Genomic DNA, 26,947 nt, shown 5'->3' with positions numbered 1-26,947 from the left:
GAGGTCTTTTTACCTCCAGAAGGTGCAACACCCAAAATGATCTTTTTTGCATAAGTTCAATTTCACACAGCAGAAAGATGTTACTTATTGCTGCTGGAGTTCCTTAATTCTGTCCTGCGCTTTTTGAGCATTGAATATCTCTCCCTTTTTCTGAAACAGAGAGATTGCATCCTGGTAATTTTTGATGGCTTCCGGTCTATTGCCTAGTTCAGAGTTGAGATCTCCCAAGCTGAAGTGGGCAGAGGCTTTACCAAAATAGTTGGCCGCAGGATTGACATCTCCCCAGTTCTTGTTGATAGCAATTCCCTGCATAAAATCCCTGAGCGCTCCTTTGCGATCGGCATCTGAAAAGTAGCGGGCAAGTCCCCGGTAGTAGTAACCAATAGCTAGGTCAGACTTAAGATTGATTGCCTGCTTGAAATCTTCAAAAGCAGGTCGAAATTCGCCCAACGAATAGTGAATAAAACCTCTATTGAAGTAGGCAGAGGCAATACCATAGTAGTTAGTATCAGGATTGTCTGTCCCCCAGTTTTTGTTAATTTGAATTGCTTGAGTGTAATCTGCGATCGCCCCCTGGTTATTTCCTTGGTTTTGTTTGTTGAACGCCTGATTATACAAGTTCAATGAACTAATATTGTTTGAGTCAGATGAAGTAGGACTGGCAATTGATACAGGTGATTCAATTGGTTGATCGCGCAATGATCTTACCCCGAAATAAGCTACTACAGCTAGAGAAGTAGCAATGCTTGCCCCAATCAGGAGTTTAGGGTTTCTCAGAAAGGTAACAGAAATAGCCTGCATTCTTGGAGGCCTAATTCTCGGTGGCGTAGGAATTTCAGCTTGGCTTGCAGCTAGGGCTTGGTTTGACGGGTTAACAGGTGTCACATCTTCACTGTGCAAGGAAGTTTGAGCCTGAATCACTTCCTCCGGTTCACTTGAAGGTTGGATTGCTTTTTGGTGGGAAGTAATTTGAGCTTCAATGAGGGCAATGTCTTCATCTCTGAGTTGTAAAACTCGTTGTAAGTGTTTTAACTCGTTTTGAGTGTGGCTGCTGAGAGAATGCTCACGCCCAATCGCCTCAACTAAAACTTGCTCATAGCGCTGCAATCTTTTTTGGTACTCTTGGTAAGGTTTAAGCACCTCATCTTCAATTGCTGCAGCAACTTCAGGTAGCACTCCTAGCCCATCTCGTAGGGCATCTAAGGTATTACGCCCTACGACAGAAATCATGCCACGAATGGCAAAATGCTCAACTTCTTTGCGATACCTTAGCTTTGGATCTTCGATGGGTGCTTGAAAAAGACGGATCTTGTAGCCTTCTTTAACGGCATAAATTTCTGGTTTCATTGCTGGCGCAGCTTCTTGAACTTTCGCTTTGGCATACTCATGCAACTCATCAATTGAAACTACACCATCGCTATCGAGATCTGCTGCTCCAGTTGCAATTCCCTCAACTAAATAACGAGTGTAAGTCGAAAGGTCTGATCCCTCCTGCTCGAAGGAATACTGGGTAGAAGTCGAAGACGTAAGGACAGCTCGTCCTTCTCCTCCTAGTTGGCTTTTAACATCTACAGAACCGTTATCCTTAGCTAACCAACCTTCAGCAAATGCTCCACTAAAGCAACAATCTAGAATTACAACTTGTCGCTTGGAGCGACTATTGCTCATAATATCTTGTACAAAACTTGCTGGAACTGCTGTTGCTCGAATCAGTTCTCCCTGTGGGGTTTTACGAGTGATGCGAGTAGCTAGGTGCAGCTTACCGTTGTCGTCTTTGACACCATGACCAGAGAAAAACAGCAATACTAGATCGTCTTTCTTGCGACCCGAAAACAAGGTTTCAATCGCTTCCTGCATCTCCTGAGGCGTAGGATTTAACAACATTTTAACTTCATCAAAGCCACCCACGTCAGGCTGCTGTAGTACTCGCTGCATTGCCTCTACGTCTCTGGCAGATCCAGGCAGGGGGGTCAAACCAGGTTCGTAATCGCTGACTCCGATCACTAGTGACATCTTAGCCATTCTTGACCTCCTATATCGAAATAACCGTGTTTTGTCACTTTCGCAAAACAATAATTGAAGCGAAATTCTCAACCTTTAATAGAATCAAGCTTTGAGCTTTTATTTCCTAATAAAAACTAAAATTTATAGCCAAAACCTAGAAATTAAAGCTCCAAAAGGCTTGAGAGCGATTGGTTCTACCAAAGTGATAAAAGCGGAATAACCAAAAGCTATGAAGCAGTTCTATTACTATCGAATGTATTTGCAGCCATTTAAAATCGGATCTGTCAAAATAATTTCAAATGTGAGAGAAACAATACTTGCCAGAACAGCTTTTGTTGGCATAGACTTTTTAACTCACTACTGTTAAAGCTTATAAGTAGACAACTAGCCTTGCTAATTGACGCAAACGTTGAGAAGGATTGAATTTGAAAACCCAACGCTCTTGCTCTACTCTGACATAGAAACTAGGACTTACGCACTGAAGGCTGAAACCTAGATCCCCCCTAGCCCACGCCAGTCGCTCATGGGGAGCCACCCCAAGGCGGAGGTTGCCGACGCTTGTTCGCGCAGCGTGTCGCAGACAAGACTCGCTCTCAGCGTTGGCGCAGCCTCAAAGTAGAGAAGCCATGCCGTTGGCGATCGCGCAGCGTGTCGCAGACAAGCCTCTCGAAGAGAAGGCTTTACGCTGCGCTATCCGTTGTGGGGAGTGGCGTGGAAACCCCCTTGGCGCAGCCTCAAAGTAGAGAAGACCGCGCTGGCTCCCCTTCAAAAGGGGGAATTTATAAAGCCCCCTTTTTAAGGGGGTTGGGGGATCTGAGTGCGTAAGTTCTGGAAACTTGAATATTTCAGCGCACTGGTTTAGGCACAGTTACGCTACCCAGTGCTAAGCCTTGGCGTAAAATTTTAAAATCTTTGTTACACCAGCGCTAGGTTAGATTCTATCTCTTCCTCTAGCTCATAACCATTAGCTAGTTGTGCGATCGCCCGATCAATCAACTGCAAACCCTGATCTACCGTTTCTACCAAACTTAGCTGTCCGCGTAAATCAGCAGCACCAACGAAGCCTTTAGCATACCATGTCATGTGCTTGCGGGCTTGACGTACACCGCGATCGCCTTTATATTCCCACAAAGCTTGCAAATGTTCTCTAGCACATTCCAAGCGCTGAATTGGGGTTGGCGGTGGTAATGTTTCCCCAGTTTTCAAGAAATGATCAATTTCTCCCACCAAAAACGGATAACCTAAAGTTCCACGGGAACACATTACGCCATCAGCGCCAGTTTGCTCTAAACATTTTACCGCAGCCTCAACAGTGAAAATATCCCCATTACCAATCACTGGGATAGAAAGCACTTCCTTAACGCGGGTAATCCATTCCCAACGGGCATTGCCATTGTACCCCTGAGCGCGGGTGCGTCCATGCACCGTAATCATTTTTGCTCCTGCATTCTCCATGCGTTTGGCAAAATCGAGAATTGTGATTTCTTTGTCATTCCAGCCAATACGGGTTTTCACTGTCACTGGAACATCAACAGCTTTCACCACTTCCCGCACAATAGCCTCAGCTACTTCTGGTTGTCGCAACAACGAAGAACCACCACCATTTTTGGTAATTTTATTTACCGGACATCCCATATTGATATCAACAGTATCAGCGCCTTCTGCAACCGCTTTTATTGCTGCTTCAGCTAGGAAATCTGGACGACAATCAAACAACTGAATACTAATTGGGCGTTCGTTGGGGTCTACCTCCATAATTTTGGGTAACTGCTTGACATAGTGCAACCCTGTAGCATTCACCATTTCTGTATACATCATCGAATCTGGTGCATAACGACGCACAAGCCGACGGAACACCATATCTGTAACCCCAGATAAAGGCGATTGGAGAACTCGGCTTTTTACCTCGAATGAGCCAATTTTTAAGGGTTGGGATAGTTTATTTTTTAGATTAGGAGACAGAGAAATCATACAAACAATAATTAAATTTAATGACGTTCAGGATATTTGAGTCTGTATTTACTATTATCCGACTTTTCAAACATCCTCTTAAGGTCAAAATATATTTAGCGGTTAATAAACAAAAACCCCTGCACCAATGGTGTAGAGGCTTTTTATTTTATACACAAACTATTAACTATCTTTTCCACCTTCGCGGCTAGCTGTTTGGATGTACAGAATTAGTAAAAACACAGCGGGAACTAATACGAACAAAATGCTCGCTACGAACCCTAGGTCATTAACTTGCATGGCAAGAAAGCCTCTCTTAGATTTCCAGTCAACAACTTTAGGATAGCATCATCAATGACAGAGTTAAGCCCAAATTTTCTACTTCTTCAAACACTAACTACACATGCTCTGCAAAACTTAAGGCTTCGTAACTACACTGACAGAACCGTTAACTAAGGTTTGACAGGCAAGGCGGTAATTTTCTGGCTTTTTCTTGAATTTTCGGTTTTCTACATCTGTGCGGGGAGAAAGATTTTCTAATCCTTCGACTATCTCAACAATGCAAGTGCCACACTGACCGTAGCCACCGCAATTTGTCATTTTGCCAATCAAGGTATAAATATCAATGCCATTTTGCATTGCTTTCAGCCGCAGATTAGCACCATCCGCCGCTATTACTTCTTTATTTTCTTTAACAAATTTGATATTACCCATACCCGATTCCTCTTTACTGTTATGTAAGCTTAACTTTCAAAGCTTTGTATTAACATGACTTGATTCACATCTTACTTAAATATGTTAATTTATTGCAAAATATTAATAAATATGAACTTTTAAAAATGATGCCACAAAAAAATAGGACAGGTTATGTTACCTGTCCCAAAAATTGGTAAGAGATTAACTTACCTAAACCCTACGGCTGCCTGCCAAACGAATGCAAGCAACAAAAAGAATACGGGAATGACTGGGAGAACGTCCACCAAGGGGTCGAAGATTTGGTAAGCTTCAGGCAATTTTGCTAATAAAAGTGCTGCTTCCATGTTCGTTTAAATCCACCTATCCAACACAGCTTTCATAATTGAGAAATATCTTAACACGGTTTGGGTATTGGTCATTTGGCATTTGGCATTTGTCATTGGTCATTTGGCATTTGTTAAAGGTCAAAGGTGATTAATTATTCTCTTCCCCTGCTTCCCCTGCTTCCCCTGCTCCCTCATCTCCCCCTGACAGCCAATGTCCAAATTCTGCAATAAAACGATCGCTTAAGATTGCTTCTCGGATCTTTTGGGTAAAGCGAATTAGTTCGGTGATGTTGTGAATACTCAACAATGTGTAAGCTAAGATTTCTTGCGATCGCACTAAATGAGATATGTAGGCGCGGCTGAAATTTTGACAAGTATAGCAGGGACAAGTTTCATCTAATGGCGTAAAATCTTCACGAAACTTAGCATTTTTTAAGTTCCAGCGATCGCCCTGGACTATTGCTGTGCCATGTCTGGCCCAACGAGTAGGAATGACGCAATCAAATAAATCTATACCAGATGCGATCGCGATCGCCATTTCCCGATAAGTACCCACGCCCATCAAATAACGCGGCTTTTCGGGTGGTAGAAGCGGTGCTGTGACTTGCACAATCTGAGCCATCAATTCTGGCGGTTCTCCCACACTCACGCCACCAATGGCATAACCAGGCAAATCCAACTTAGCCAAGGCTTCAGCCGCACGGGAGCGCAAATCTAAATAAACGCCTCCTTGCACAATCCCAAACAATGCCTGTTCACTACTATTTTGATGAGCCACTATGCAGCGTTCTAGCCAGCGGTAAGTGCGCTCAGTTGCGGTTTCTACCTCTTGACGACTAGCTGGATAGGGTGGACACTCATCAAATGCCATGATCACATCAGCTCCTAAAGTATTCTGAATCTCGATGGAGCGCTCTGGTGTCAAGTTAATAATTTGTCCATCATGGGGTGAGCGAAACGTCACACCTTCTTCAGAAATTTTTCGCATTTCGCTCAAGCTGAAGACCTGAAACCCACCGGAATCAGTGAGCATCGGCCCATTCCACCCCATAAATTTGTGCAGCCCACCACCACCAGCTACAATTGCTTCTCCTGGTTGCAGATGAAGATGATAAGTATTGGACAATATCATCTGTGCTCCAGTTTCCCGTAGCTGAGATGGGGTGATAGTTTTGACATTCGCCAGCGTCCCCACTGGCATAAATCTAGGGGTTTCTACAAGACCGTGAGGAGTGAAAAACACCCCGGCTCTAGCTTTTGTCTGGCTACATTGAGCAAGACGTTGAAAAGAAAAATTGGCACTCAAGGCAAAATTAATGCTATTTCGCTAAATTACGGACAAACATCCAAATTGGTAATTGCCTATTTAGTGAAAACTTAAATATTCACTACTAACCTATTACCAGCTTTCAAAGTATATGCTCTATCAGTCGCTATTTAGAAAGAATCAGAACTATCGTCGTCAATTTCCGCATCCCATCGGGCTGAGAGTACTTGCTCCATCATTGCTTCTATGGCGCTGACATTCAAGCTCCTGTCTCGTCGCTCTTGCAAGGGGGTAGAGTGAGGAATCAGCCGCAGACAGACGCCTTCTTGCATCAAATCAAGGTAGGTTTCTTGTTGTGGGGATTGTTTGAGTTCCAGATAATCAAAACTAAAAACATTCAGATAAAGTGCATTGTTAGCGACTAGGGTAGACCTTTGCGGATTAGCAAAAACTTCCATCACATCCCCTTCACCCTCGCTCAGTAGCTTATCTCCGTGGGTGTAGATGTAGTGGACTCGACCTAAATCAGCTAGCAACCGCCGCATGTCGAGCTTATTCACAATGATGCCCGTGTTAACGATGCACGGAGCTGGTATCCTGGTGTCGGGTAGATGGTGACTCATAAGGAAATAGCAATTGAGCAAAGGAGCGCGACAACACAGCTAAACAGTCAATTGAACAGCTTGTTGAATCCCTACATCTAAAAAAATATCAATTTTGTAGGGCGATCGTCTAACAGCCTGAGCAAGTTCTTAGTTAAAGAATATAGAACAAAAAGATCACTGATGGAATTGTGGTTTTTTGAGTCATTTAAATTTTGTCAAAATTTATACTCAAAATTTTTTAGATATCACTGAGAACAGCATAACAAAATTTTGAGAAAGAATCTCTAATACAAGTAAATCTTATCTAAAGCTTTAACTGAAGTATGTGGTAATTACCCAATACCTTTTGGTTAAAGGCGTAGGGAATGGGGAATGGGGACTGGGGATTGGGGACTGGGGATTGGGGACTGGGGACTGGGGATTGGGGACTGGGGACTGGGGACTGGGAATGGGAATGGGAATGGGAATGGGAAAGCATTCTAAAATATGTTCGGGGCTTTGATCAAATAATTACGAATTATTTTGACCCTGGACATCATTTTTCGCCTTGATTACCCAATCCCTAATCCCCAATTCCCAGTCCCTTTTAACATCTGTGCTACTCAGTGTTACAGGGATGCTAATTATGACTAAACAGCAACAGTGGTACAAAAAAATACTGTTAAATATGGCAGCTAGCGTTTTATTTTATACTGCTATTCCATTGCCAAATTTGCATGACTTGGACTTTCGATCAGTGGCGCGTTTTGCTCCGTCTGTAGGGCTGCTGATTGGGGGAATTTTAGGGTTATTGGATGCGGGAATGAATTATCTAGGTATGCCAGTATTAACTCGTAGTGCCTTGGTAGTAGGTGTTTGGGTTGCTATTACAGGAGGGCTGCACTTAGATGGGGCAATGGATACTGCCGATGGGTTAGCAGTGGGCGCAGACAGACGCCTGGAGGTGATGGCAGATAGTGCCACAGGTGCGTTTGGGGCAATGGCAGCGATCGCCATACTACTACTAAAAACAACTGCCTTAACGGATATGCCAGAAAACCGTTGGCTGGTGTTGATGGCTGCTTGCGGGTGGGGACGCTGGGGACAACAATTGGCGATCGCCCGCTATCCTTATCTCAAACCAATGGGTAAAGGTGCGTTTCACAAACAAGCCATTCGTTCTTACAAAGATGTGTTACCAGGACTGTTATTACTAATAGGTTTGAGCAGTTTACTTTTGCTGATAGATAAAAAGCGCCTATTTTTGGCGCTAAGCATGATTGTTGCAGGGAGTGCGATCGCCACTCTGACTGGTGCGTGGTTCAATCACAAATTAGGTGGACATACTGGAGATACCTACGGCGCAGTTGTTGAGTGGACTGAAGCCTTATTTCTCTGCGTACTGACCACTTTTTAATAAATGGGTAAGTGGGGGAGCAGAGGGACAAATGACAACCTCATTTAATCGGTTGCAGCTTTGTCACCTTGAGTTTAAAAATCCCAACCCCAGTTTCTCCAAAAGACCGAACGCGAACGATATACGTCCCTGTCTCATTGATCCGGGTAAACAGCAGGGAATTGCTGCTGCCATCGGGGCCGTCATCATTTTCCGCTAGTGTCGAGCCATCAGGTGCTAGTAGTGTAATGATGCTGTCAAAGCTCTCAGATGATAGATCAACTGCTAGATTATCGCCTTTTTCCAACTTCACAGTGTAATCACGAGCAAACCCACCTTGACCTGTGGGTATATCTTTGTCAGAGAGTGTATCGGAAAGTTCAGTAGTATTAATTAATGGGATTGGACTATACAACTTATTTTGAGCAACAGCTGCTCTTGTATTTATACTTATTGCCAACAAGGTGGCAGGAACGATGATGACTTTTCTCAAACCCGCCGCAAAACCTTTATTCATAAATTTCAAGCAATATTTACACACAAACAAGTAATTTGGTCGATTATAGAGTTCTTAAGCATAGTTTGCCTAGGAATTCTTGATTTATCTGTCTTTTACGGCAGTGGCTACAGCTGCCAAACCTAAGACTACAATTCCACACTGACGAAGTGTTTGCACAGCAGATCTGGCAGTAGCACCAGTTGTGTAAATGTCATCCACTAACAGCACTGGAACATCTGAGAGGCGACGAAATTCTTGCCCAACAGCAAAAGCTTCAGTCAAGTTTTTTTCTCGCTCAGACGCCGACAAACCAAACTGCGCTTCAGTCTCTCGCACCCTGACTAAATAATTTAGTTTCAATTTTAACCCAGTTGTTTGGCAGAAACTTTGTGCTATTAATGCAGCCTGATTGTAGTTCCGTTGCTTTTGCTTGGTGGCGTGGAGTGGGATAGGAACTACCACAGGTCGTTGATAGCCTTTTGGTAAATTTAATAACCATGCTTCCGCTAACCATTGACCCAAAGGGCGAGCAATTTGGGGCTGGTTTTCGTATTTCATCACGGCGATCGCTCTTTTGAGGGAACCGCCGTACATTCCCCAGCCAAATACTGGTACTGGCTCTCGCCACAAAAAACTAGGGTTTTTGTGGTGACAGTTTTGTAGTTGTTTGGTACAGTTTTGACAAAATTCCTGGGAAGTTGCGCGTTGGCAAAGAGGGCAATGAGATTGAAGAAAAAGATTGAGTAAGCCTGTAAAATTTTTAGTCCAAGTGTGCATTTGTCATTTGTTACTTGTACTGAGCGTACCCCTACGCTTAAGCAAGCTACGCGCAGCCTCTCGTAGAGAAGTATTTATCATTGGTCATTTGTCGAAGAATTAATGACTAATGACCTGAGTGTAGTAACTTAAAATAGACGCGATCGCACCGTGTTGTTTCTACACCTGTTGTCAGGTTGTATCCATTGCTTTCATACAGTTTGACTGCTTCTACCATCACACTGGCAGTTTCAATCCAAATTTGCTGAAAACCACGCTCTTTGATCGCTGCTTCTAGCTGTTGTAACAAATATTTCCCCAATCCCAAACCCCTAACGCTTGACAAAAGATACATTTTACGGATTTCTACAGCTTTTTCGCCACGATGTATAGGGTAGTATGCCCCAGTACCTACTAACTGGCTTTGGTGTTCAATTACCCAAAACTCACCACCAGTTGCTAAGTAATATTCCTCCACTTGCACTACATCTCGGTCTGCGCCGTTGGGTTCCCAACCCAGACCATATTCTGATAGTACATAACTGATGACTTCGGCGGCTCTGGTGCGATCGCTTTCTTCCCAATTACGAATTAAAAAATCGCGATAATGATTTCTCATTTTAATTACTATAGCTTCAAAAACGCTAAACAAAAAATACCATCCCCTCATAGAGATGTTCTTTTGTTATCTTAATTCGTGTTGCTAAATCTGAGGCGTGAATCTCTAGTTTGTGATGATTGGGATCTGTAAAGTAGAGAGATGCACCTTCACTGGTATTTTCCTGCCAAATTTTGGCTGATGTTCTAATACGTTCACTGATTTTTTCAAAGTATTGTTCAGAAACGCTAAAAGCGATGTAAGTATACTTTTTTAACTGAGATTCTCTGGTGTGATTAATCTTAGTAATCATCATCTTAATTTTGTTAACTTGGCTAAGTTTGCACGAACAGCAAGATTCCTGGCTTCTTCAATAAGTCGGGAATCTGACCCATTTTTAAGAAATAAATAGACTTGATAACAAAATAGACTATCGAAATTCTATCTTTGCACAAACACCACTTAGCCAGCAAAACGTAGTTTAGATATTAGATAATTGCTGGTAGCAAACTTCTAATTTACGATGCCTAAATTGTTGTAAATTTCGATCAAATTACCATCAGGATCGCGAAAATGAGCTGTACGGATTCCCCAATCTGGACGATCTTGAGGTGGAGTCACAACGATCGCATGATGATCTTTTACTTGCTGATAGACTTCATCTACATTATCTACTGCGAAAATTAAAGCAATTTTGTCTCGATTGGCGACGTACGAAGGCTGTTCAACACTGGGGACGACTTGGGCCATTAATTCCTTTTTGAATAAACCCAGCTTGACATATCCGGTATTAAACTCAGCGTACCCACTATTTTCATCGCCCCAATCGACATCAAATCTCAGCAAATCCCGGTAAAACAGAAAAGAATCTTTGTAGTTGGCTACAAGCAGTCTCAGGTGTGATAACTGAAGCTTCATATCTGTTGCGTTAGTCTACTAACTATGAATTCTAGGTTCTGGGTGCAAAGTTGCTAGCAACTCACTCTCGACAATTGCCAATTCATCGAGCCGTTCCATGACAATCTCACGGTTAAAATAAGTAGCAGCTAAAACCCAGTATATACCGTAGTGTCGCGCTTCAGATGCCATTAAGCCACGATAAAATTTTGCTAATTCTGGCTCAGGACAGTGATTAGCTAGTAATCCTAAGCGTTCGTGACTGCGAGCTTCTATTAAGCCAGTGACTAGTAGGGAATCTAAAAATCTATCAGGTTCTTTAGGACGCACAGTAGCTTTCAAACCCGCACCGTAGGGAGGTGGCGGCAGGGGAGCCAGAGGAATATTCCGGCGTTCTAGCCATTGATTAACTAGCTCAAAGTGTTCTAGTTCTTCACGGGCGATCGCTGTTAACTCCCGTACCATTCTAGTATTGGAAGGGTAACGAAACATGAAGTTTAAAGCTACACCTGCTGCTTTGCGTTCACAGTGGGAGTGGTCGAGTAAAATGATGTCTAAGTTTGCGATCGCTTGTTCGATCCAAGCAGGACTTGTAGCTTGTTTTAGGGCGTTAATAGTCGGCAACACAGAAGTAGTAAGCACAGAGTAACAAAACTCCACAATTTTAATTTAGCTGAGTACCCCAGCAAATTGATTTTAATAGTGGATGTAGCGATCGGACATCTCCTATCGAAATTAATGGAAATTTGTTTAGCGTCTGCTGTAAATAGTAAATATAATTAAATGTCAGATAAAATTTAGGAACAAGGCAACCTCTCAAATGAAGCCTCAGAAACTTCATCTATGCGCGGATAAATTCATAATAATTAAATAAGCAGGGCGTAGGAAGTCACCTATGCTATTTTACAAGCATTGCGTTTGATGGGCATCAATCGCACTTGAGCACAAATAATTCCCTATCGCTCTGGTGCTTTTTTGGCAGTAAAATTTTGCCAAAAGTGTAAAAGTAAAGGGCTTTGTTAGCATATAACAGCTAATTTTAATTTATTGTATAAATGCATACATTTTTGCCCTAGATTTTGGTGTTTTTTTCCTCTTGTTTACTGTTAACTATTAACGTACAACAAACCCGTATTTTTTGAGTACAATCTTAGCTTGATTGCTAGATAAAAACTGGACAAACTCCTTGGCAGCATCGACATTTTTACTACTTTTGAGCACTGCCATTGGATAGACAATCGGGGAGTGAAATTTGTCATCAGCAGCGACTACAATTTTTACCTTGTTAGAAATTTTTGCATCAGTAGTGTAAACCAAACCCGCTTGAGCATTACCACTTTCCACTGCTGCCAAAGCTTGACGCACATTGTTAACAAAAACAAATTTGGGCTTGACCTTCTCAAAAATACCCAACTTCTTTAAGACTTGCTCCGCATATTGCCCAGCGGGGACACTTCTAGGTTCTCCGATCGCAATTTTGTTAATCTTGGTATCTGTAAGATTATAAAAGCTGGTGATGCCCATAACATCATTAGGTACAATCAAGACCAGACGGTTATTTGCAAGATTTGCACGAGTACCCGGAACCAAGAGCCCTTTTTGTTCTAAGGCATCCACTTGTTTTTTGGCCGCAGAGATAAAGATATCTGCTGGCGCACCCTGTTCAATCTGTTGCTGCAAGGCTCCAGAAGCCCCAAAATTGTAACTAATATTGACATTCGGCTTACTTTGTTGGTAAATAGGCTTAATTTCTTCCAGTGCATCTTTCATACTTGCAGCAGCAGACACGAGTAGGCTGGTATTTGACTGTGCTATCACAGGCGAGGGATTAACCAACGGTAAGCCAATTGCTAAGAGCAAGCTAGCAACTGCTACACCAATAAAGGCAAAAATTTGTCTTCTATTCATAGAAAAACCGCGCTGACAGAGATTTATTTCATAAAATTGACTCTTGGTAGAATCAATAATACCAAAATAATACCAATTAAATCGGTAAATTTGTATCTAGTTTGTAGGGTGGGCATTTCAATGCCCACCTTACTGTGGTCTATTTATTAGTACAGACAAGGAAGCAATTGAGATTGCAGATATGAATTTGGCACAGCACATAAGTGACACCGCCGCCACGGAGAACATTTTGGAGTTGTTCTAATCTTGTTGTGTCACTTCCACATAAATATGCTCTAACCCCACAGGGTGACGTGCAATCGAATCAATTTTTATCCCATCAAACCGAGAAATAATTTCTTTTAATTCTAGAGATTTTGATAACCAAAAAGTTAGTTCATTACCATAAAATCGCGGTGTGAAACCATGCTTTTTGGCGCAGGCGATCGCTTGTTCTTCCTGTGCAGTTTTCACCACTATAATTTCTGCTGCTGGAATCAAAGTGCGTAACTGTGCTAAACTACCCTCAGCCAAAATTCGACCATTTTTCAAAATACCAATTCTGTCACACAGACGCTCCGCTTCATCTAATAAATGAGTCGTCAGCAAAATCGTAATTCCCTGATTTTTTAATTGCCGAATTAACTCCCAAATTTCGTATCGCGCCTCAATATCTAACCCTGTAGTTGGTTCATCAAGAATTACTAACTTCGGCTGATGTACCAAAGCTACTGCAATATTCAATCGCCGCTGCATTCCTCCACTGAGAGTTTCTACCGGACTTTTAGCCCTATCTAATAAGTTGACAGCCGCTAGAGTTTCTTTTATCTGTTTCTGGCGTGTTTCTCGGTTTAATCCGTAAATGTCGGCAAAGAATTTGAGATTTTCCTCGCAAGATAGAGTTTTATATAGTAAATTTTCTTGGGGTGCAATCCCAATTATGCTTTTTGTTGCATCAGAAACAGGCTGATTATTGATTGTAATATTACCACTATCAGCTTTGAGTAAATTACAAATAATATTAATTGTCGTCGTTTTCCCGGCTCCATTTGCTCCTATTAAGCCGTAAACTTCTCCTGAATCAATATGTAAATTCAAGTTTTGTATAACTTTTCTGAGCTTATAAGACTTATTTAAATTTTGAATTTTCAACATAGTTGTAATTAATTTAGTACTTAAATCAACTAGGATTAAGATGAATTGATATTATCTTCTTCTATTAATTGAAACACTAGTAAGCCCGCGAGAATATTAACTTGCTGAATAAAAAATTATACTTAACTTTTTTAGTTTGAACACTTTACAGTTTTAATACTACCATCGTCCTTAAGAGATACGATTTTTACTTTAACTGTCTGCCCTACTTGGAGAAAACTAGCTTTCTTAGGTTCTCTCTCAGTTAACTTAATTGCTCCCAAAATCTCATAAGTAACCTTGTTACCATTGATTTTGGTGACTGTTGCCTCTAATATCTGGTCAACTGTAAAGTATTGAGATTGAGCTACTTTACTAATTTCCGCTTGGCGGGGTGACTCAAAAGTATGTGTGCTAGGAGTTGAAATTTCCCCAATTGGGCCTGCGTCTTTGTAGTAACGCATCAAACGAGATACCCAGCCTAAAATTTGCATTATTGTGTAAGCATCTTGAACATTTTTGAGATAATCACTGCAAGCTTTATCAATATTGCGGTAATAATCTAAAGTTCTATCACTGTGACTAATTTGTCTACCATTATTAACTAGGGTTTTCAGATATTTGAAAAACCTGGAAGTAGCATCTGGTTGGTGAATGGATGCACGGAGGTAAGCAATTGTTTTTCCTAACTCGTTGACATCTGTATTTTCTTTTACCAAAGTTTGAGCGATAGCATGGGCAATTTCCCACTGTGCATCTGTCAGGGGTTCCGAGATAAATTCAACTATGGTCATAATTAGTACATTCCAGATGGGGGTTCGCGATCGGTTGGGTAGCGCAGCACTGCTGTAAGTTGATCTAATTGGGGTTGCTGAATCAGACGCGAGTAAGCCGCTTGGATTTGTGTTTGCATAAACTGTTGCAAAGCATCCCCTATTAACTCATCAGAATCATTGATTTTATAGTCAGAATATCGCTGTTGCAGGCTTTGTGTTCGTGCAATTCTGTTTACAATTACTGTCATCGTTCCCATACCAATCGGCTTACCACCACCCACCTTTAAGGCTATGGGACACTTAGAATCTTGTCCTAAGACAATCAACAAAGTTCCTAACTCTTCTGGTAGCAAATTCTTGAAGTTTAATTTAGTTTTGAAGATGTATTCTCTTCCCGCTTGCTGTACAGGAATGCCTTCTCTTTGCCCTTTATCAATCGCCTTGGACATATTGTAGTAAAATTTGCGACCTGCTACCTTACCATTGATAAAGTATTGATCGCGTTTATCTGGACGTGGGCGATGTAGAGGAGGCATAAATCCATTTGAGAAGCCTAGATTTAAACAACTAGCATCGTTAAAATCGAGTAATCCTTGTAAATTTAATGCTCCAAATATTCGACAAGCATCACATACTAAATTGCTGTCTTTTCGGACATCTACTTTACATACTCTATTATATCCATCAGGAATTGTTCTGAAATCTGCTTTAGTTTTACAAACACAACTTTTAGTAATCGCTTCATACACAGACCTGATGCACCCTTTGAGAGAACTGCCTTGAATTGAGAGCTTTTGGTCAACACCTTGTATCATTGTTTTGATTAAGGGAATGCGGTTATTGCCAATATCGCTACCCATGACAACTACTCCGGTGGAGACGTGGAGGGATGTCTGCACTTTTAGGGTAAGATATAGAGCACCATGCAGGCGATCGCTCAAATATTGATGATGTCCAGCAGGATGCTGTAAATTAGGTTTTTCTTTGGGAAAAGATACAAACTCATAAGGTTTCGGTGCAAGTTCAGGCAATGAATCTCCATCACTAGGACGGTTGGATTTATTAGGTGGCTGAGGTCTTTGAGGACGGTTAGCAGTCATATTTATTTTCCAACTGTGAGAGCAACAAAGTGTACCGTTGCCGTTTTTTTATCAATAAAATAGCGCTGGCCGATGTCCAATCTTTTAGAGGGAAAACCTTTAGGAAAACGGGTTTCAGTAGAAGAATATAAATAAGCATCTCGGTCTTGAGTCTGCCACTCTTCACCTACTTTGAGAAAATCTGGATACTCTCCAGCTATGCTCAAAAGCAGCACTTCATAACTATCCTTTCGTTTTTGCTTCCACCTCAGTTCACACTCTCGATTAAACATCTGCCCCTCAATCATCGGAAAGTTATTTTCTGAGGGTGCTATCTCCCAATGTTTACTAACTTCATGAGTCCAGCGTAAGAAGTAGTAGCTAGGTTCAGTTGTAAATTTTGCAATTAACTCTAGCAATTCACATACTGATAAAAGTTTTTTGCTTACACCAATAAAAGGATTCATCTTGACCTCATAAGTAGACTACTCCAAGACCTAACACCTCGCTCAAATAAATCATTAACTGTACCTTCTCGCCAAGTGAGCTGCACTCCAAAACCTAAATCCATTTTTTGTGCAGCAACAGGTGTATCTTGACTATCTGGTTTGGGGAAACTATATAATTTTGCTTCTTCTGGTTCTAAGAACTCTCCAGCACCTAAGAGGAAAGTATTATTCCATTGCTTTTGACTACCAAGGGCGTGAATTTCTCGTTTATCTTCCGACAAAATGCAACCAGGGTATTGTACGACGGCTTGATTTAATTTCACCTGCACAGTACCTAATCCGCGAGATTTGGCAAAACCCAAACCAAACCAGCCATCATCTAAATCTCGCAACACTAAACCAATTAAACCTAATTGTGCCAAAGTGAAGTTTTTCAAATGAATTTTGGTATGAAATTCTCCGGCAGTGCAGACTTGATAATTAAAAGGGCCAACTGCTACAGAACCAAACACTCTATCAATTGCTACGCCATTACGTTCTTCAAGTTTGAGAGGCTGAGATTTATCAGGATATGCATCTTCGATTCTGACTTGGCTAGCAATGGAAGTATTGCCAAACATTTTGTCTGTAAAACTAGAGAGTTTGTAAATCTCTGGTGCAGGTAAGTCTTTGCCATCCTTATCTTTAAAATAATCATATTTATCATTTAAAGGATCATTAGCCCAAAGCAAATTCGAGTTATTTGGATCGCGTTCGTCTTTACCCACCGTTCTCACAATGCATTCTGCATGGGCGCGGATTGCTCCCTTTAAACTGCTTCCTGGTAAATATATAGAACGTCCACCAGCATGGTAAGTTTCTACAAATTCCATATTAGGCTTAGTAGGATCGGCTCCTTCGTTACCAGATTTAATCAGAATTGGCCCGTCGGGAATTAAAGTTAAATCAATCGTGCAGTGATTAACAAATCGTTTGTGCATAACTAAATTTTATTGATAAAAATTTTAATTATTAAGCCACTACTAAATTATTTAGCTGCAATTCACATTGTTGAAATACATAATTTACAGCAGCAAAGAGTTTATCTAGCTCATAAATTGTGTAAGGTAGAATATTTCTAGTAAATGCTTCTCTTTCTAACTTGCTAACTTGCCATACTCCACCATTAGAAACAATACCGAAGATAATTATTGAAAATTCATTGTTTAGTCTTTGAGCAGCAATCATTTCTGCTAGACATTGCGCCCATCCAGCCTCAAAGTTATCTTGCTTTGCTTCTACTAAAATGAAGTATGGCTTATCAAAAACAACTTTGCCTAGAGGAGAACGTTTAGCCAAAATATATTTGGGGAACCCTGATAATTTATCGTCATAATTTAGAGAATAATGACTCCACAAAGTAAACTTGCTACTATATTTCTTCCAAACTTGCTTTAAAACTGGGGATATCAAGTTTTCGCATATAGCAAACTCAGAACAGTCAACGGCTCCTTCTCGCATCGTAAATTCTAAATCTTCTCGGAAGTAGTCGGGGATATTAAACTTGGTTTCACCTATGAAATTAGCTTCTGTATAAATAACCTGAAATGCTTTGAGGACTTCACCGATAGTTTTGTAACTACTAAAAGCCATATTAAACTCCTCAAGAATTGTGTATTGCTTTAACTGTGGAACTGTTAGTTATATTGTCTCTTAAATGATTGATGAGAGCATGAGTCCAATCCTGCTTTAACTGCTGACCATCTTCATAGCTCGATATGTCATCAGTTGTATTACTGCTGACTAATTCTTGTAGGTATGTCAGTAACTTTTCTGGGTCGTTGTTGACATCAAACCAGCGCATTTTGCCAATTTCTAGTTTAACGACACCCAAGCCACGCGATCGCCCGCCTCCTAGTGGTATTTGTTCTGTTTCAAACTGGTGTAAGCCAATCATCAACAAACCCAGTTCCCAAGGTTTAGCATTCTCGACTACAGCCTTAAACTCAAACTGTGTACTAGCCGGAACTACTTGGAAATCGTATAGTTTGCCATCTGCGGCTGTTTCGGTATCTCGATCAATTGCTACACCGTCTCTTTCTTGGTATTGTCCAAACCAACTATCAGACACTACTGTTAAATCCCGGACTTGGAATTTGCTAGCAATCCAGGGAGAACCAAACAGGCGAGAAATTAAGTCAGTTTCATCGATAATTTTGTCTGTGAGTAGCTGATCTCTTATACGATTACGTTCATTATCTGGGTATTGCTTTAGTTCCTCTTCGACTTCTTCTTTGATACCGTTTCTACCATTGAGACGTTCGTTTGTGATTGACCATTCTGCTTCTATAGCGGGGTTAGCAGCAAAATTTGGATTGATACCCCGGAGAAAACTTTCTAAACGCGATCGCAATGCTCCTTTAAAGCTAGAACCTGGTATTAATGGATTACCCAAAGCATCTTTAATTACAGGTAAGTCAGAACCAATTGGCTCACTTGAGCGACCTGCACTAATTCGTAGTGCTGTGATTGTGGTGAGTATACCTGTGATTTCTAGGCGATTTTTGAATTTGTCGAACATAGTATTTAAATTTCCAAATTATTAGGAAACTGTGAAGGCTGGACTTGTGATTTTTGTGGGATAACAGATGTAATAGCAGATTGGATAAAGTTGAAAAATACCTCGCTTACTTTCTGATAGTCACTACTATTAATGGGTTGAAATCCATGAGCAAATAGTGAGTTATTACGAACTTCTAGAGCATTAATAATTTTGTTTGCACTTTCCTGGTAAACCTTTCCTACAGGATCATCAGGAAGTTTACTTAAAAGTTCATAGCTACTTCTCAAAGCTAGTTGAATCACTCCCTTAATAGGAGAGCGTTTTTGTTCATATTCATTGCGTAAAGACTCTGGTAATTGCTGAAGATCAACATCTCCAGTTCTAATCCCGTAAGTTTTCTTAAGACGAATCTGAGCTAATAGTTCTAAAGCTCGATAAAGTCTGCCAACAGCATCATCATAACTTCTTGAGCAGCACGTCTTTCAGCATTATTTAATAAGTCTTGTACAATCTCGTAGCCATGTCCTTCTGTACCGCTACTGGAATCAAAGTTTTTATCTATTTGTCCTCGGCTGTTAATTACACGCTTGAGAAATACTGCTAGTTGTCTAATTTCAGAATGTTTCATTTGAGGCTCTAGTAACTCTAAAGCTTCCCTATGTTCAAATCTATCCCAAGCATCTAAACCAGAACAACAGGCATATAAAGTTTGAATTTTGCGTCTAGTTTCAGGCGGTAATGACATTGAAGAGAGGAGTCGCTTGAGTTGTGCGATCGCAGCAGGATAGTTGTACTGTTGTAAGAAAATTGGTAAAAATTGTTCAATAGTTCGCTGTACAACTACAGGCACTACACTGGCTTTTCCTGTTAATTCTCCTCTTTCAATCTTAATAATATTTGTTCTGACAGTTGTAGTCACATATAGTGTAATTTGATAATCAACAGATGCCATTGCTAATCCTACAGACATGGATTTAGTACCGCCTGTATAATCAGCCATCATTTGAGAATTTGGCGAATCTTGTTGAATTTTCTGAATACATAATTTTATTTCTTCATAACATTCTGATAAATCATCTGGTTCTTGAATTAGAATCAAATCTCTATCAGCTTGAAAGCGATTACCTAATTCTAACTGTGTAGGAATATTGGGTAATCTTTCAATTACTTCTGTGCTACGTCTAACTTCACATGGCGTTCCTTGTCCTATTACTTGCGATTTACTACCTTTACTCCCATCAGAACAAATAAAGACAACGCGATCGGGTTCTAAAGTACGGATAGCGGTAATAATAGGTTGATGAGAACCACCAACCGTGATAAACAAAATTTTGTGCATAAAAATCCTCTCCCAATTATTGAATTATTTTTAATTTATGAACCTATTAAAGCTGTATGTTCACGACTAAGATAACCAAGGTAGAGTTGAGCTAGTTTGAGATGAATACTCTTGGCAAGCAGAGATTTATTATTTTCTATATATAGCTTAAGCGCCTCTAGTTTTTCACGTTGATTTTGACTAAGATTCGGATTCATAGAGTTTTTACCATCCTCAGATAAAAATGGTTTAAGCTCTTTATCTATACTCATATTTATAGATTTAAAAATATTATTGATATTAATTGTTAAATCGTCGATTTGCTTAATTACTGCATTTGGAAATCTTTCTTTTTGCTGATTTTCATTAATTTCTAACTTCCATATTTGACTAGCATCCTTACGACTAGCTTGATAGCGAATAAAATTTTTGATGACTTCTAAAGAAGATGTTGGATCTGTGGCTGTAGTTAAAACATTTTTGATAGGCGAACGTTCTTTTACTTGCTTGATATCAAATTTTTTCGCTATCGCCTGCATTTTTTCTATGATATCATCCAATTGTTTACTCAATTCATTATTAATGCGTAGAGTTAATTGTTGCTCTAAATCGATTACAGAAATTTGTGACATTGTTTAAACCGCCTCTTCTCTAAATACACTATGAAATTCATTGCAAATTTGTACTTGTCCAAAACCTTCACAAGTGCGATCGCCTACTCCGTTCAGTTCCAAATCTTTAAGTTTATCAGTCCATTTTTTTTCGTTTTCTTTCTTTGTACTAAATAAATACACAGCACCTCTATTTGTGACTAATTCTATATCTTTCATCAATCCCCAAGCAGAATTCCAGCCAGAACGATAGTTATAGCTGCTATAGACTACTTCTAATTTTATAAAATTTTCTTTTTCTTCTGTATCATTCAGTTGTGCAAATTCATCATTTAAATTTACAAATTTACATAACATTTTTGGAGAAATTACTGTGGTACGTTGCCAATTCTCAGTGAAGATAGCTTCAGCTTGCAGGTCTAAAGTAAAATAGGTACGATTCTCTAATAGATTGTTTTCTGGTGTGCTAAATACTGACCAGAGTTGCCAACGGTTTTTAAGTTGTCTGTTAAATTCAGTTATCCTACTTTCAACATCTGTCAAAGTATCGCTAATTGTGGCTGTGATTTCAACCTTACCCAGACCCCGCGAAGTTGCACTACCTAAACGAAATATCTGGAAATTTTGATTGATAAAATCTGTAAGAGATTTGGCTAAATCTGCATCGTTAACTAGAATATCACTGCGGTAAACCACAGAATGCCAATTTTGTTCTTGGGGATTTTCTACAAATGACTCATTTAAAACTTCAATACTGTAAAATATATCATCCTGAGACGTAGCTCGTTGGCGATTAATTCCTACGCGTGTAAGAAAGCGTGTGCTAACAGAATGACTGCGATACTGATATTTAGTTTCGCTATCGTTAGTTTTGCTATAAAATCCACTACCGTAAGCTTCAACCCGCGCATCAGTCTTTTCTTCTAGAGATTTTAGATCACTAGGATCGTAAGGATAATTATATGCGTCTGCACAGAAGCGATCAATTAAAGTGTCAAAAACCCCGTTGGCTTTCGGCTTAAAGCCTGAGTCTGTTTTGGAACTTACGGCTGTCACTGGTAAGACCAAGATTTCATCATTTACAACTCTAGAAATGACGTCATACTTTTCTTTTTCAGTCTTTTCTTTGTCAATTAAAAATGATTTATTTGCAATTTTAGCTACTGCTGGATAAGCATTATGAAAAATCGCAGGTTCATCACTTAAAAATAAGGCTGCAAAGTCGCCACTATCTGCTACTAAATTTTGCTCTGCTATACCTGGTGTTTGCTGGTTGGATAGTTGTAAGATTTGAGATGCGATCGCACCCCGAATTACTGAACCTGGAATATAGTCTTCGGCTTGACTTATAGAACCAGATTTGTTAGCTGCGATCGCTAGTGGCGATAAAGCTGTAATCTTTAATTTAATCCGCTTCATGATTTCGCCTCCGGTATTAGCATCTCCCACGCTGGATCATCTTGTGGTAGTGTTTCTAGTTCTTTCCAACTCAACCAACCCAACCCCGCAGATTTACTTCCACCGAGAGCGTGGATATGCCGCAAGCCTGCTAAAATTAGAGCCTTAGCGTATGCTGGACAGTCTGGTAGTAAATGAATTTCCCCTATAAATTCCAATTGATTATTAGCTGGGGAAGTTTCTAGGAAGTATAGTTTTTTCTCTTCTGCTGTACCACGACGGCGATTTATCGTCACACCTGGACGTATTACTTCTGAGAAATCCTCTCTTGGTATCTCACAAATCAAATCATCCACCACAACTCGTGATGGCAATATGGGATTACCAAATATCTGAGAAATTAAGCAGTGATAACCTCTGTAACCATCTAATTGATAAAAATTCAAAGATTCGATATTTACTCGTTCTCTTAGTTGTTCTTCCGTTGGACAAAGTGTTTCAGCTTTTGGCGATTCAAAGATTTCCCATCCTAGCCCCCTAGCTATTTTTTCGCATTCATGGCGGAGTCTACCTTTGAGTTGGGAAGCGGGGATAATCAATTGTCCTTGTGCGTTGCGAACGATGGGTTTATCGGAAAGGGAACCATCAGAACCACCAGCACCAACACACAAAGCAGTATCAATTATTGCTGTAAGTTTAATCTTTGTTACTTGATTTGTGGGTAAGTTATGTAAATAAATCATGGTTGCAATGTTTGTTGCTTTGATTTTGTGAGAGAATAATTTTCCTGTGATTTGGCGATAAAAGGGTATAAATCTACTAGATCTCGCCAGATAGTTTCGTAAGTAACTTTTTCATCAGTTCCTTCTTTCTCCTCTTTCAAAGACATCCAAGGTGCAAGGTTGCCATTATTAGCTGGATTTTTAGGTTTACACCATGCGTCTTCAAACTGTTGTTTCAATAAATCTTGAGCTTTTTTGTCACTCAATCGCACTCGGAAATAACGATAATTGAGTATGGCTGTCTGTTTACTCCGTTCTAGTAAACTGCGAATTTGATAAAGTTGCGATCGCGGAAATTCTGCATCTTTCAAAGCTTTCGCCGTTTCTAAAAGTCCACCAAGTTCGTGCAGGGTATAGGGTGCAGCATACAACTTGAGTTTTTGCTGTCTGGTTCCAGATTTGATTAATCCTTGAGTGCGAAACTCATTAATATTGGAAGAAATCATTGTTACAGATTTCATCACCAAAAAGTCTACTGTCCCACCATTGTAACCATGCTTTTTCAAGTCTTTCGCCAGTTTTTTTGCAGATTTTAGTAGCTGATTAGTAAGTTTTTCTGCATAGTATATTGGTGTATCTTCAGCCGTGATTAACACTCCAGTTGACATACTTAATCGACATTGGTTTTTTCCAGAAATTTGCTGTTCTCCTTTATATCGATGTACTAATAGAGATTGATAATTTTTATCTGATTTATAGCCGTCTGCTTGAGTTACAAGATAATTTTCAAATTCTTCACCGATGGTTTTGGCAATATCTAATGCTTTATCTGCTGGTACAATCAGCATCACATCATCCCCGCCAATAGTCAAAACTTCAAATGGATGAATCCAGTGACCATTGCGGTGTACTTTATCTTGATCCTTGATGTTATTAAGTAGATGAGGATGTAGATGTTTAGCTAGTGCCTTATAAACTGACTGTTCAGTGGCTTTGAAGATATCATTACTGAACTGTTGATATTCTTGTGGAGTTTGAATCTTCTGAATATAGCCACCCATATTATTGCCGTCAGCATAGATATAGGCAACAAAAGCATTCGGTGTACTGGTATTACCAATTTCTATTAAAGAACGTGCTTCTTCAGAAGACTTAATTCCGTTATAATATTGATCAGCTAATTTATTTTTAACTAAAAAATCCTCAAATTTTTTAACCCAACTGGGGATAGAAATTTGATTAGGTTTCCAATCAAAACCTGCTTGATAGTACCAATCTGTAGGGCTATCATCTTGTTTAGATATTTGTCCAACAATGCGCTTACGAGCTAAAGCCTCTGAGAAGTAAGGTTCATTAGGAAGACCTTCAGCTTTCATCACAGATGATCTGCGATCGCCCTCATCTCTCTTTAAATAAGGGTGTGTTTCAAACATTGGTGGATAACGGCGACTGGGACGATTTAGAAAATCATTACCGTTACGTCGCTGGTTGAATAGGGAAACTAATTTTCCAGTCAATTCATTAAAACTTTTGCGTTCCTTAAATGCTTGCTCTGAATCATTTGCATCAGATTGAGAAAAATAGGCTTCTATCAATTCATGTTTAAGATTATTATTATATTCTTGCAACCAGAATGTTTTATCAATCTGATTTTGTAATAAGCCAAAACGAATTTCTAGGGCTTTAAATTTAGCACATACTGCACAAGGATTAGCAGTTAAAGTTTCTTCAGTGTAGCGCCTTTCAATTGCATTCGCTAAATCATCTGCAAAATATGCTGGACAAAAAGCTAAAATATTACCGCCAGTAGAATAGATAATTAATTCAGGAATCAAAGCTGCTTCTAAATCCGAGAAGTGCTTTTTTAGCCATTGAGATATTGAGATTGATTTAGGTACATTTCCATATTCACCAAAAAAAGCAGGTAAATCAATTAGATTAATTTTATCAAGTAGTGCCGAAGCACCACGAATATCTGAAAGTTTAGCTACTTCAAACACATACTGTTTAATCTTAGTCGCACCACCATAAACTAAGCCAATTTGAGAATCCCACAAATGAGCATATTTCTCTGTATACTGTTTTAGTTCTTCTACTGTATTTGGGAATGGCAAATTCTGTAATTCTTGAACTTGTTTAGCTAACGCCTGTACTTCTTGAGGTACTTCTGTTCCCTCCTTCAAAGCTTGGCGCATTTGCTGTAATATTTCTAAATTATACTTAGGCGATCGTTGCTCACCCCAAGCTAAACACCAAGCGATCGCAGTCGTAATAAAATTTGTATTTTCCATATTACTTGTTTTCTTTGTAGATAATTCTGCAATTACCCCTACCCATTACTCAACCCCACCAACGCCTGCACCATCGGACGCTGAGATACATCCTCGCTTCGTTGTAAGCGATGAACGCTACCTGTGAGCATGGATGATGACTCAATGCGTAAACGTGCAGCGGCTTGTCCTTGGATATCGCTCACGCCATAATAATCACTATGAATAATCGCAATAATTTTCAGCCCTGCCATATGAGAAATTTCGATATATCCTCAGTCAGTATAACTGCATAATCTATATGTTGCATTACTAACTTAGTTTTGCGCGTGATTGTACTACTAACCTCCACCAAAGCTAGAGGTTCAGAGTAATTTTTCATCTGAGTTTCTAGTGAAGTACTTTAATCGATTAAGTCTCCCAGTTTATATGCTGGATCATGTGTGATAGAAATTACATATTTACCTAACTTAGGATCAAAGCAAGCAATTGCACCGTAAATATGAGCAAGTTTATGCGCTAATACAAACGCCACTGGCACTGATACTGGCCCATTAATCTTCAGTAGTTGCCCTCCTGTAAGTTCTCCAGATTCAACCATCTCTTCCAGCCGCGCTGCTGCATCACGAACAATTTGATCATTTTGAGCAGGTTCGCCAAAATTAATCCGCAAAATCTCGTCTTTTAAATCGATTTTGTAGGTAGTCATTGCTTCAGTCTTTCAACTAATGGCTACATCATACATGCTACTGGAAGAGGCTAATTCCAGGTTGCTTTATGCTGGTGTTATACCTAACTGCTCCTTCCAAAAGGACTGCAACGACTAAATCACAGTTTCCTTTCAACTATCAACATCCGCCGATAAGATAACCATCCACCTAAAACCATCACCGCAGCAAAAACTAAGAGAAACACAAAGTGTGATGTAATACTACTAATTTCTTCACCCTTAGCTGAAACTCCTACTAGAGCTTCATTCATGTGATAAATTGGGTCATATTTGGCAATATTAATGAGTGTTTTTGGAAACAATGAACTCGGTAAAAATGCTCCACCTAATATTAATAAAGGCACTCCAAAAGCTGCTACCAGCGCGTTAACATCTTCGGTACGGCGTGCCAATTGTGTACCTAAAATAAAGCCTAAGCCAACGTAAGAAACGATACTTAATAAAATAATTACGAGTCCCAAGAATATCGAACCTTTGAAGGTAGCACCCCAAAAGGCGGCGACAGTGTAAACCAAGATTGTCTGTCCAATTCCAATGCAGGTATGAGCGAGAAAAATTCCTAAAAAATAGGATGTACCACTCAAGGGAGAAATAAACAGGCGTTTGAGGGTTTGCTGTTCTCTTTCTGCAACTACGGTTGCTACGCTTCCACCCAAGCAGCTAAAAAATAATGCCGCACCTACCAAAGTTGAGGGTGCAGCATATTCAAAAGCAACAGCTAATGATAGGTTTGCCCGTTCTGATAAAATAAATCCGCTAAGGATTAACAATGAAACGGGGAAAATACTCCAAAAGATTAGGCTGCGTCTACGGCGCAAGAGTTCAATTAAGATGCGCTGAGTTATAGCTATGGTTTCACGCCAATACTTCATTTTGTAAGGGGTTGGAAGAGAAGATTTAAACGCAGAGGAGCGCGGAGTAAAAATTACAGCTATTTTTAGGTAAATGTACCACGTTTTTTTGATCTCACGCAGAGGCGCAGCGAAAAGTTCTATAGGCGGAGAGAAGTCTGAGCGCCGACGTCCGGCGATGGTCTGTATCACTGCCGAGAGGCGCAA

Annotated in this window: 31 protein-coding genes and 1 pseudogene; 3 read left to right on the top strand and 29 right to left on the bottom strand. The window is 40.1% G+C overall.

Annotated elements, in window-relative coordinates; all coding sequences use genetic code 11:
* Positions 1-84: 84 nt before the first annotated feature.
* Positions 85-2,013: a caspase, EACC1-associated type gene (locus FNW02_RS07395; protein WP_225225486.1), complete on the bottom strand. Its 1,929-nt coding sequence runs from the start codon at positions 2,011-2,013 to the stop codon at positions 85-87.
* 539 nt (positions 2,014-2,552) lie between these two features.
* Between FNW02_RS07395 and FNW02_RS07390 the strand changes: the two genes are divergently transcribed.
* Positions 2,553-2,747 (top strand): hypothetical protein, encoded by a 195-nt coding sequence (locus tag FNW02_RS07390; RefSeq protein WP_191756907.1) that lies wholly within the window; start codon positions 2,553-2,555, stop codon positions 2,745-2,747.
* Positions 2,748-2,919: 172 nt separating this feature from the next.
* On the opposite strand, the gene dusB is transcribed toward FNW02_RS07390, so the two are convergent.
* The 6 genes from dusB to FNW02_RS07360 form a co-directional block, all read right to left on the bottom strand.
* Entirely contained in the window at positions 2,920-3,975 is a 1,056-nt protein-coding gene (dusB, locus tag FNW02_RS07385) for a tRNA dihydrouridine synthase DusB (protein WP_191756906.1), read from the bottom strand.
* 162 nt (positions 3,976-4,137) lie between these two features.
* Entirely contained in the window at positions 4,138-4,254 is a 117-nt protein-coding gene (gene psbM / locus FNW02_RS07380; protein ID WP_191756905.1) for a photosystem II reaction center protein PsbM, read from the bottom strand.
* A 117-nt stretch (positions 4,255-4,371) separates the two neighbouring features.
* Entirely contained in the window at positions 4,372-4,668 is a 297-nt protein-coding gene (locus FNW02_RS07375; protein WP_191756904.1) for a 2Fe-2S iron-sulfur cluster-binding protein, read from the bottom strand.
* A 188-nt stretch (positions 4,669-4,856) separates the two neighbouring features.
* Positions 4,857-4,994 carry a photosystem II reaction center protein K gene (locus FNW02_RS07370; RefSeq protein WP_006195022.1) on the bottom strand — a complete coding sequence of 46 codons (138 nt, stop codon included), beginning with the start codon at positions 4,992-4,994 and terminating at the stop codon, positions 4,857-4,859.
* A 130-nt stretch (positions 4,995-5,124) separates the two neighbouring features.
* On the bottom strand, positions 5,125-6,282 hold the full coding sequence (tgt, locus tag FNW02_RS07365; RefSeq protein ID WP_191756903.1) for a tRNA guanosine(34) transglycosylase Tgt: 1,158 nt from the start codon (positions 6,280-6,282) through the stop codon (positions 5,125-5,127).
* 131 nt (positions 6,283-6,413) lie between these two features.
* Complete coding sequence (locus tag FNW02_RS07360) at positions 6,414-6,866, bottom strand: hypothetical protein (RefSeq protein ID WP_191756902.1); 453 nt, start codon at positions 6,864-6,866, stop codon at positions 6,414-6,416.
* A 347-nt stretch (positions 6,867-7,213) separates the two neighbouring features.
* Between FNW02_RS07360 and FNW02_RS07355 the strand changes: the two genes are divergently transcribed.
* Both FNW02_RS07355 and cobS read left to right on the top strand, forming a co-directional pair.
* Positions 7,214-7,399 (top strand): hypothetical protein, encoded by a 186-nt coding sequence (locus FNW02_RS07355; protein WP_191756901.1) that lies wholly within the window; start codon positions 7,214-7,216, stop codon positions 7,397-7,399.
* 74 nt (positions 7,400-7,473) lie between these two features.
* The gene (cobS, locus tag FNW02_RS07350) at positions 7,474-8,244 is read left to right on the top strand and encodes an adenosylcobinamide-GDP ribazoletransferase (protein WP_191756900.1); all 771 of its coding nucleotides are present in this window, start codon (positions 7,474-7,476) and stop codon (positions 8,242-8,244) included.
* 40 nt (positions 8,245-8,284) lie between these two features.
* Here the strand turns inward: cobS and FNW02_RS07345 are convergent, their stop codons facing one another.
* The 22 genes and pseudogenes from FNW02_RS07345 to FNW02_RS07235 form a co-directional block, all read right to left on the bottom strand.
* A complete protein-coding gene (locus FNW02_RS07345) occupies positions 8,285-8,740 on the bottom strand; it encodes a PPC domain-containing protein (protein ID WP_191756899.1) in 456 nt (151 codons plus the stop codon).
* An 84-nt stretch (positions 8,741-8,824) separates the two neighbouring features.
* The gene (locus tag FNW02_RS07340; RefSeq protein ID WP_191756898.1) at positions 8,825-9,499 is read right to left on the bottom strand and encodes a ComF family protein; all 675 of its coding nucleotides are present in this window, start codon (positions 9,497-9,499) and stop codon (positions 8,825-8,827) included.
* Between the two features lie 106 nt (positions 9,500-9,605).
* Positions 9,606-10,097, bottom strand: a complete 492-nt coding sequence (locus tag FNW02_RS07335; protein ID WP_191756897.1) for a GNAT family N-acetyltransferase — start codon at positions 10,095-10,097, stop codon at positions 9,606-9,608.
* A gap of 25 nt (positions 10,098-10,122) precedes the next feature.
* Positions 10,123-10,392 (bottom strand): VOC family protein, encoded by a 270-nt coding sequence (locus tag FNW02_RS07330; RefSeq protein WP_191756896.1) that lies wholly within the window; start codon positions 10,390-10,392, stop codon positions 10,123-10,125.
* Positions 10,393-10,589: 197 nt separating this feature from the next.
* Positions 10,590-10,994: a VOC family protein gene (locus tag FNW02_RS07325; RefSeq protein ID WP_191756895.1), complete on the bottom strand. Its 405-nt coding sequence runs from the start codon at positions 10,992-10,994 to the stop codon at positions 10,590-10,592.
* 18 nt (positions 10,995-11,012) lie between these two features.
* Positions 11,013-11,615 carry a tRNA isopentenyl-2-thiomethyl-A-37 hydroxylase MiaE gene (locus tag FNW02_RS07320; protein ID WP_191756894.1) on the bottom strand — a complete coding sequence of 201 codons (603 nt, stop codon included), beginning with the start codon at positions 11,613-11,615 and terminating at the stop codon, positions 11,013-11,015.
* A 471-nt stretch (positions 11,616-12,086) separates the two neighbouring features.
* Positions 12,087-12,881 (bottom strand): molybdate ABC transporter substrate-binding protein, encoded by a 795-nt coding sequence (gene modA, locus FNW02_RS07315; RefSeq protein WP_191756893.1) that lies wholly within the window; start codon positions 12,879-12,881, stop codon positions 12,087-12,089.
* A gap of 240 nt (positions 12,882-13,121) precedes the next feature.
* Entirely contained in the window at positions 13,122-14,015 is an 894-nt protein-coding gene (locus FNW02_RS07310) for an ABC transporter ATP-binding protein (RefSeq protein WP_191756892.1), read from the bottom strand.
* Positions 14,016-14,146: 131 nt separating this feature from the next.
* Entirely contained in the window at positions 14,147-14,788 is a 642-nt protein-coding gene (locus FNW02_RS07305) for a hypothetical protein (RefSeq protein ID WP_191756891.1), read from the bottom strand.
* A gap of 2 nt (positions 14,789-14,790) precedes the next feature.
* Entirely contained in the window at positions 14,791-15,870 is a 1,080-nt protein-coding gene (locus FNW02_RS07300) for an RAMP superfamily CRISPR-associated protein (protein ID WP_191756890.1), read from the bottom strand.
* 2 nt (positions 15,871-15,872) lie between these two features.
* Positions 15,873-16,316, bottom strand: coding sequence for a hypothetical protein (locus FNW02_RS07295; RefSeq protein ID WP_191756889.1), 444 nt, complete (start codon positions 16,314-16,316; stop codon positions 15,873-15,875).
* Positions 16,313-17,278: an RAMP superfamily CRISPR-associated protein gene (locus FNW02_RS07290; RefSeq protein WP_191756888.1), complete on the bottom strand. Its 966-nt coding sequence runs from the start codon at positions 17,276-17,278 to the stop codon at positions 16,313-16,315. Before FNW02_RS07290 ends, FNW02_RS07295 begins: the two co-directional genes overlap by 4 nt.
* Positions 17,279-17,309: 31 nt before the next feature.
* Complete coding sequence (locus tag FNW02_RS07285; RefSeq protein WP_191756887.1) at positions 17,310-17,930, bottom strand: hypothetical protein; 621 nt, start codon at positions 17,928-17,930, stop codon at positions 17,310-17,312.
* A gap of 10 nt (positions 17,931-17,940) precedes the next feature.
* On the bottom strand, positions 17,941-18,858 hold the full coding sequence (gene csx7, locus FNW02_RS07280; RefSeq protein WP_191756886.1) for a type III CRISPR-associated RAMP protein Csx7: 918 nt from the start codon (positions 18,856-18,858) through the stop codon (positions 17,941-17,943).
* Positions 18,859-18,863: 5 nt separating this feature from the next.
* A pseudogene (locus FNW02_RS07270) lies at positions 18,864-20,179 on the bottom strand (TIGR02710 family CRISPR-associated CARF protein).
* Positions 20,180-20,214: 35 nt separating this feature from the next.
* Positions 20,215-20,790 (bottom strand): hypothetical protein, encoded by a 576-nt coding sequence (locus FNW02_RS07265; RefSeq protein ID WP_191756884.1) that lies wholly within the window; start codon positions 20,788-20,790, stop codon positions 20,215-20,217.
* A gap of 3 nt (positions 20,791-20,793) precedes the next feature.
* Positions 20,794-22,188, bottom strand: coding sequence for a type III-D CRISPR-associated RAMP protein Csx10 (gene csx10, locus FNW02_RS07260; protein WP_191756883.1), 1,395 nt, complete (start codon positions 22,186-22,188; stop codon positions 20,794-20,796).
* The gene (locus FNW02_RS07255; protein ID WP_191756882.1) at positions 22,185-22,910 is read right to left on the bottom strand and encodes an RAMP superfamily CRISPR-associated protein; all 726 of its coding nucleotides are present in this window, start codon (positions 22,908-22,910) and stop codon (positions 22,185-22,187) included. Before FNW02_RS07255 ends, csx10 begins: the two co-directional genes overlap by 4 nt.
* On the bottom strand, positions 22,907-25,180 hold the full coding sequence (cas10, locus tag FNW02_RS07250) for a type III-B CRISPR-associated protein Cas10/Cmr2 (RefSeq protein ID WP_191756881.1): 2,274 nt from the start codon (positions 25,178-25,180) through the stop codon (positions 22,907-22,909). The genes FNW02_RS07255 and cas10 overlap by 4 nt, the downstream gene beginning before the upstream one ends.
* A 38-nt stretch (positions 25,181-25,218) precedes the next feature.
* Positions 25,219-25,413: a hypothetical protein gene (locus FNW02_RS07245; RefSeq protein WP_191756880.1), complete on the bottom strand. Its 195-nt coding sequence runs from the start codon at positions 25,411-25,413 to the stop codon at positions 25,219-25,221.
* 149 nt (positions 25,414-25,562) lie between these two features.
* A complete protein-coding gene (locus FNW02_RS07240; RefSeq protein WP_191756879.1) occupies positions 25,563-25,868 on the bottom strand; it encodes a CRISPR-associated protein Csx3 in 306 nt (101 codons plus the stop codon).
* 119 nt (positions 25,869-25,987) lie between these two features.
* A complete protein-coding gene (locus tag FNW02_RS07235; RefSeq protein ID WP_191756878.1) occupies positions 25,988-26,761 on the bottom strand; it encodes an ABC transporter permease in 774 nt (257 codons plus the stop codon).
* Positions 26,762-26,947: the final 186 nt, after the last annotated feature.

The sequence above is a fragment of the Komarekiella delphini-convector SJRDD-AB1 genome (genome assembly GCF_014831675.1).
Taxonomy (GTDB): Bacteria; Cyanobacteriota; Cyanobacteriia; order Cyanobacteriales; family Nostocaceae; genus Komarekiella.
The sequence above is the reverse complement of the archived record's forward strand: the minus strand, read 5'-3'. Positions and strand labels throughout refer to the sequence as shown.

Bases quoted from the DNA above. Each gene is read 5' to 3' on its own strand.
- FNW02_RS07395 (WP_225225486.1), bottom strand. From the start codon at position 2,013: ATGTCACTAGTGATCGGAGTCAGCGATTACGAACCTGGTTTGACCCCC.
- dusB (WP_191756906.1), bottom strand. From the start codon at position 3,975: ATGATTTCTCTGTCTCCTAATCTAAAAAATAAACTATCCCAACCCTTA.
- psbM (WP_191756905.1), bottom strand. From the start codon at position 4,254: ATGCAAGTTAATGACCTAGGGTTCGTAGCGAGCATTTTGTTCGTATTA.
- FNW02_RS07375 (WP_191756904.1), bottom strand. From the start codon at position 4,668: ATGGGTAATATCAAATTTGTTAAAGAAAATAAAGAAGTAATAGCGGCG.
- FNW02_RS07370 (WP_006195022.1), bottom strand. From the start codon at position 4,994: ATGGAAGCAGCACTTTTATTAGCAAAATTGCCTGAAGCTTACCAAATC.
- FNW02_RS07360 (WP_191756902.1), bottom strand. From the start codon at position 6,866: ATGAGTCACCATCTACCCGACACCAGGATACCAGCTCCGTGCATCGTT.
- FNW02_RS07355 (WP_191756901.1), top strand. From the start codon at position 7,214: ATGGGGAATGGGGACTGGGGATTGGGGACTGGGGATTGGGGACTGGGG.
- cobS (WP_191756900.1), top strand. From the start codon at position 7,474: ATGACTAAACAGCAACAGTGGTACAAAAAAATACTGTTAAATATGGCA.
- FNW02_RS07345 (WP_191756899.1), bottom strand. From the start codon at position 8,740: ATGAATAAAGGTTTTGCGGCGGGTTTGAGAAAAGTCATCATCGTTCCT.
- FNW02_RS07340 (WP_191756898.1), bottom strand. From the start codon at position 9,499: ATGCACACTTGGACTAAAAATTTTACAGGCTTACTCAATCTTTTTCTT.
- FNW02_RS07335 (WP_191756897.1), bottom strand. From the start codon at position 10,097: ATGAGAAATCATTATCGCGATTTTTTAATTCGTAATTGGGAAGAAAGC.
- FNW02_RS07330 (WP_191756896.1), bottom strand. From the start codon at position 10,392: ATGATGATTACTAAGATTAATCACACCAGAGAATCTCAGTTAAAAAAG.
- FNW02_RS07325 (WP_191756895.1), bottom strand. From the start codon at position 10,994: ATGAAGCTTCAGTTATCACACCTGAGACTGCTTGTAGCCAACTACAAA.
- modA (WP_191756893.1), bottom strand. From the start codon at position 12,881: ATGAATAGAAGACAAATTTTTGCCTTTATTGGTGTAGCAGTTGCTAGC.
- FNW02_RS07310 (WP_191756892.1), bottom strand. From the start codon at position 14,015: ATGTTGAAAATTCAAAATTTAAATAAGTCTTATAAGCTCAGAAAAGTT.
- FNW02_RS07305 (WP_191756891.1), bottom strand. From the start codon at position 14,788: ATGACCATAGTTGAATTTATCTCGGAACCCCTGACAGATGCACAGTGG.
- FNW02_RS07300 (WP_191756890.1), bottom strand. From the start codon at position 15,870: ATGACTGCTAACCGTCCTCAAAGACCTCAGCCACCTAATAAATCCAAC.
- FNW02_RS07295 (WP_191756889.1), bottom strand. From the start codon at position 16,316: ATGAATCCTTTTATTGGTGTAAGCAAAAAACTTTTATCAGTATGTGAA.
- FNW02_RS07290 (WP_191756888.1), bottom strand. From the start codon at position 17,278: ATGCACAAACGATTTGTTAATCACTGCACGATTGATTTAACTTTAATT.
- FNW02_RS07285 (WP_191756887.1), bottom strand. From the start codon at position 17,930: ATGGCTTTTAGTAGTTACAAAACTATCGGTGAAGTCCTCAAAGCATTT.
- csx7 (WP_191756886.1), bottom strand. From the start codon at position 18,858: ATGTTCGACAAATTCAAAAATCGCCTAGAAATCACAGGTATACTCACC.
- FNW02_RS07265 (WP_191756884.1), bottom strand. From the start codon at position 20,790: ATGTCACAAATTTCTGTAATCGATTTAGAGCAACAATTAACTCTACGC.
- csx10 (WP_191756883.1), bottom strand. From the start codon at position 22,188: ATGAAGCGGATTAAATTAAAGATTACAGCTTTATCGCCACTAGCGATC.
- FNW02_RS07255 (WP_191756882.1), bottom strand. From the start codon at position 22,910: ATGATTTATTTACATAACTTACCCACAAATCAAGTAACAAAGATTAAA.
- cas10 (WP_191756881.1), bottom strand. From the start codon at position 25,180: ATGGAAAATACAAATTTTATTACGACTGCGATCGCTTGGTGTTTAGCT.
- FNW02_RS07245 (WP_191756880.1), bottom strand. From the start codon at position 25,413: ATGGCAGGGCTGAAAATTATTGCGATTATTCATAGTGATTATTATGGC.
- FNW02_RS07240 (WP_191756879.1), bottom strand. From the start codon at position 25,868: ATGACTACCTACAAAATCGATTTAAAAGACGAGATTTTGCGGATTAAT.
- FNW02_RS07235 (WP_191756878.1), bottom strand. From the start codon at position 26,761: ATGAAGTATTGGCGTGAAACCATAGCTATAACTCAGCGCATCTTAATT.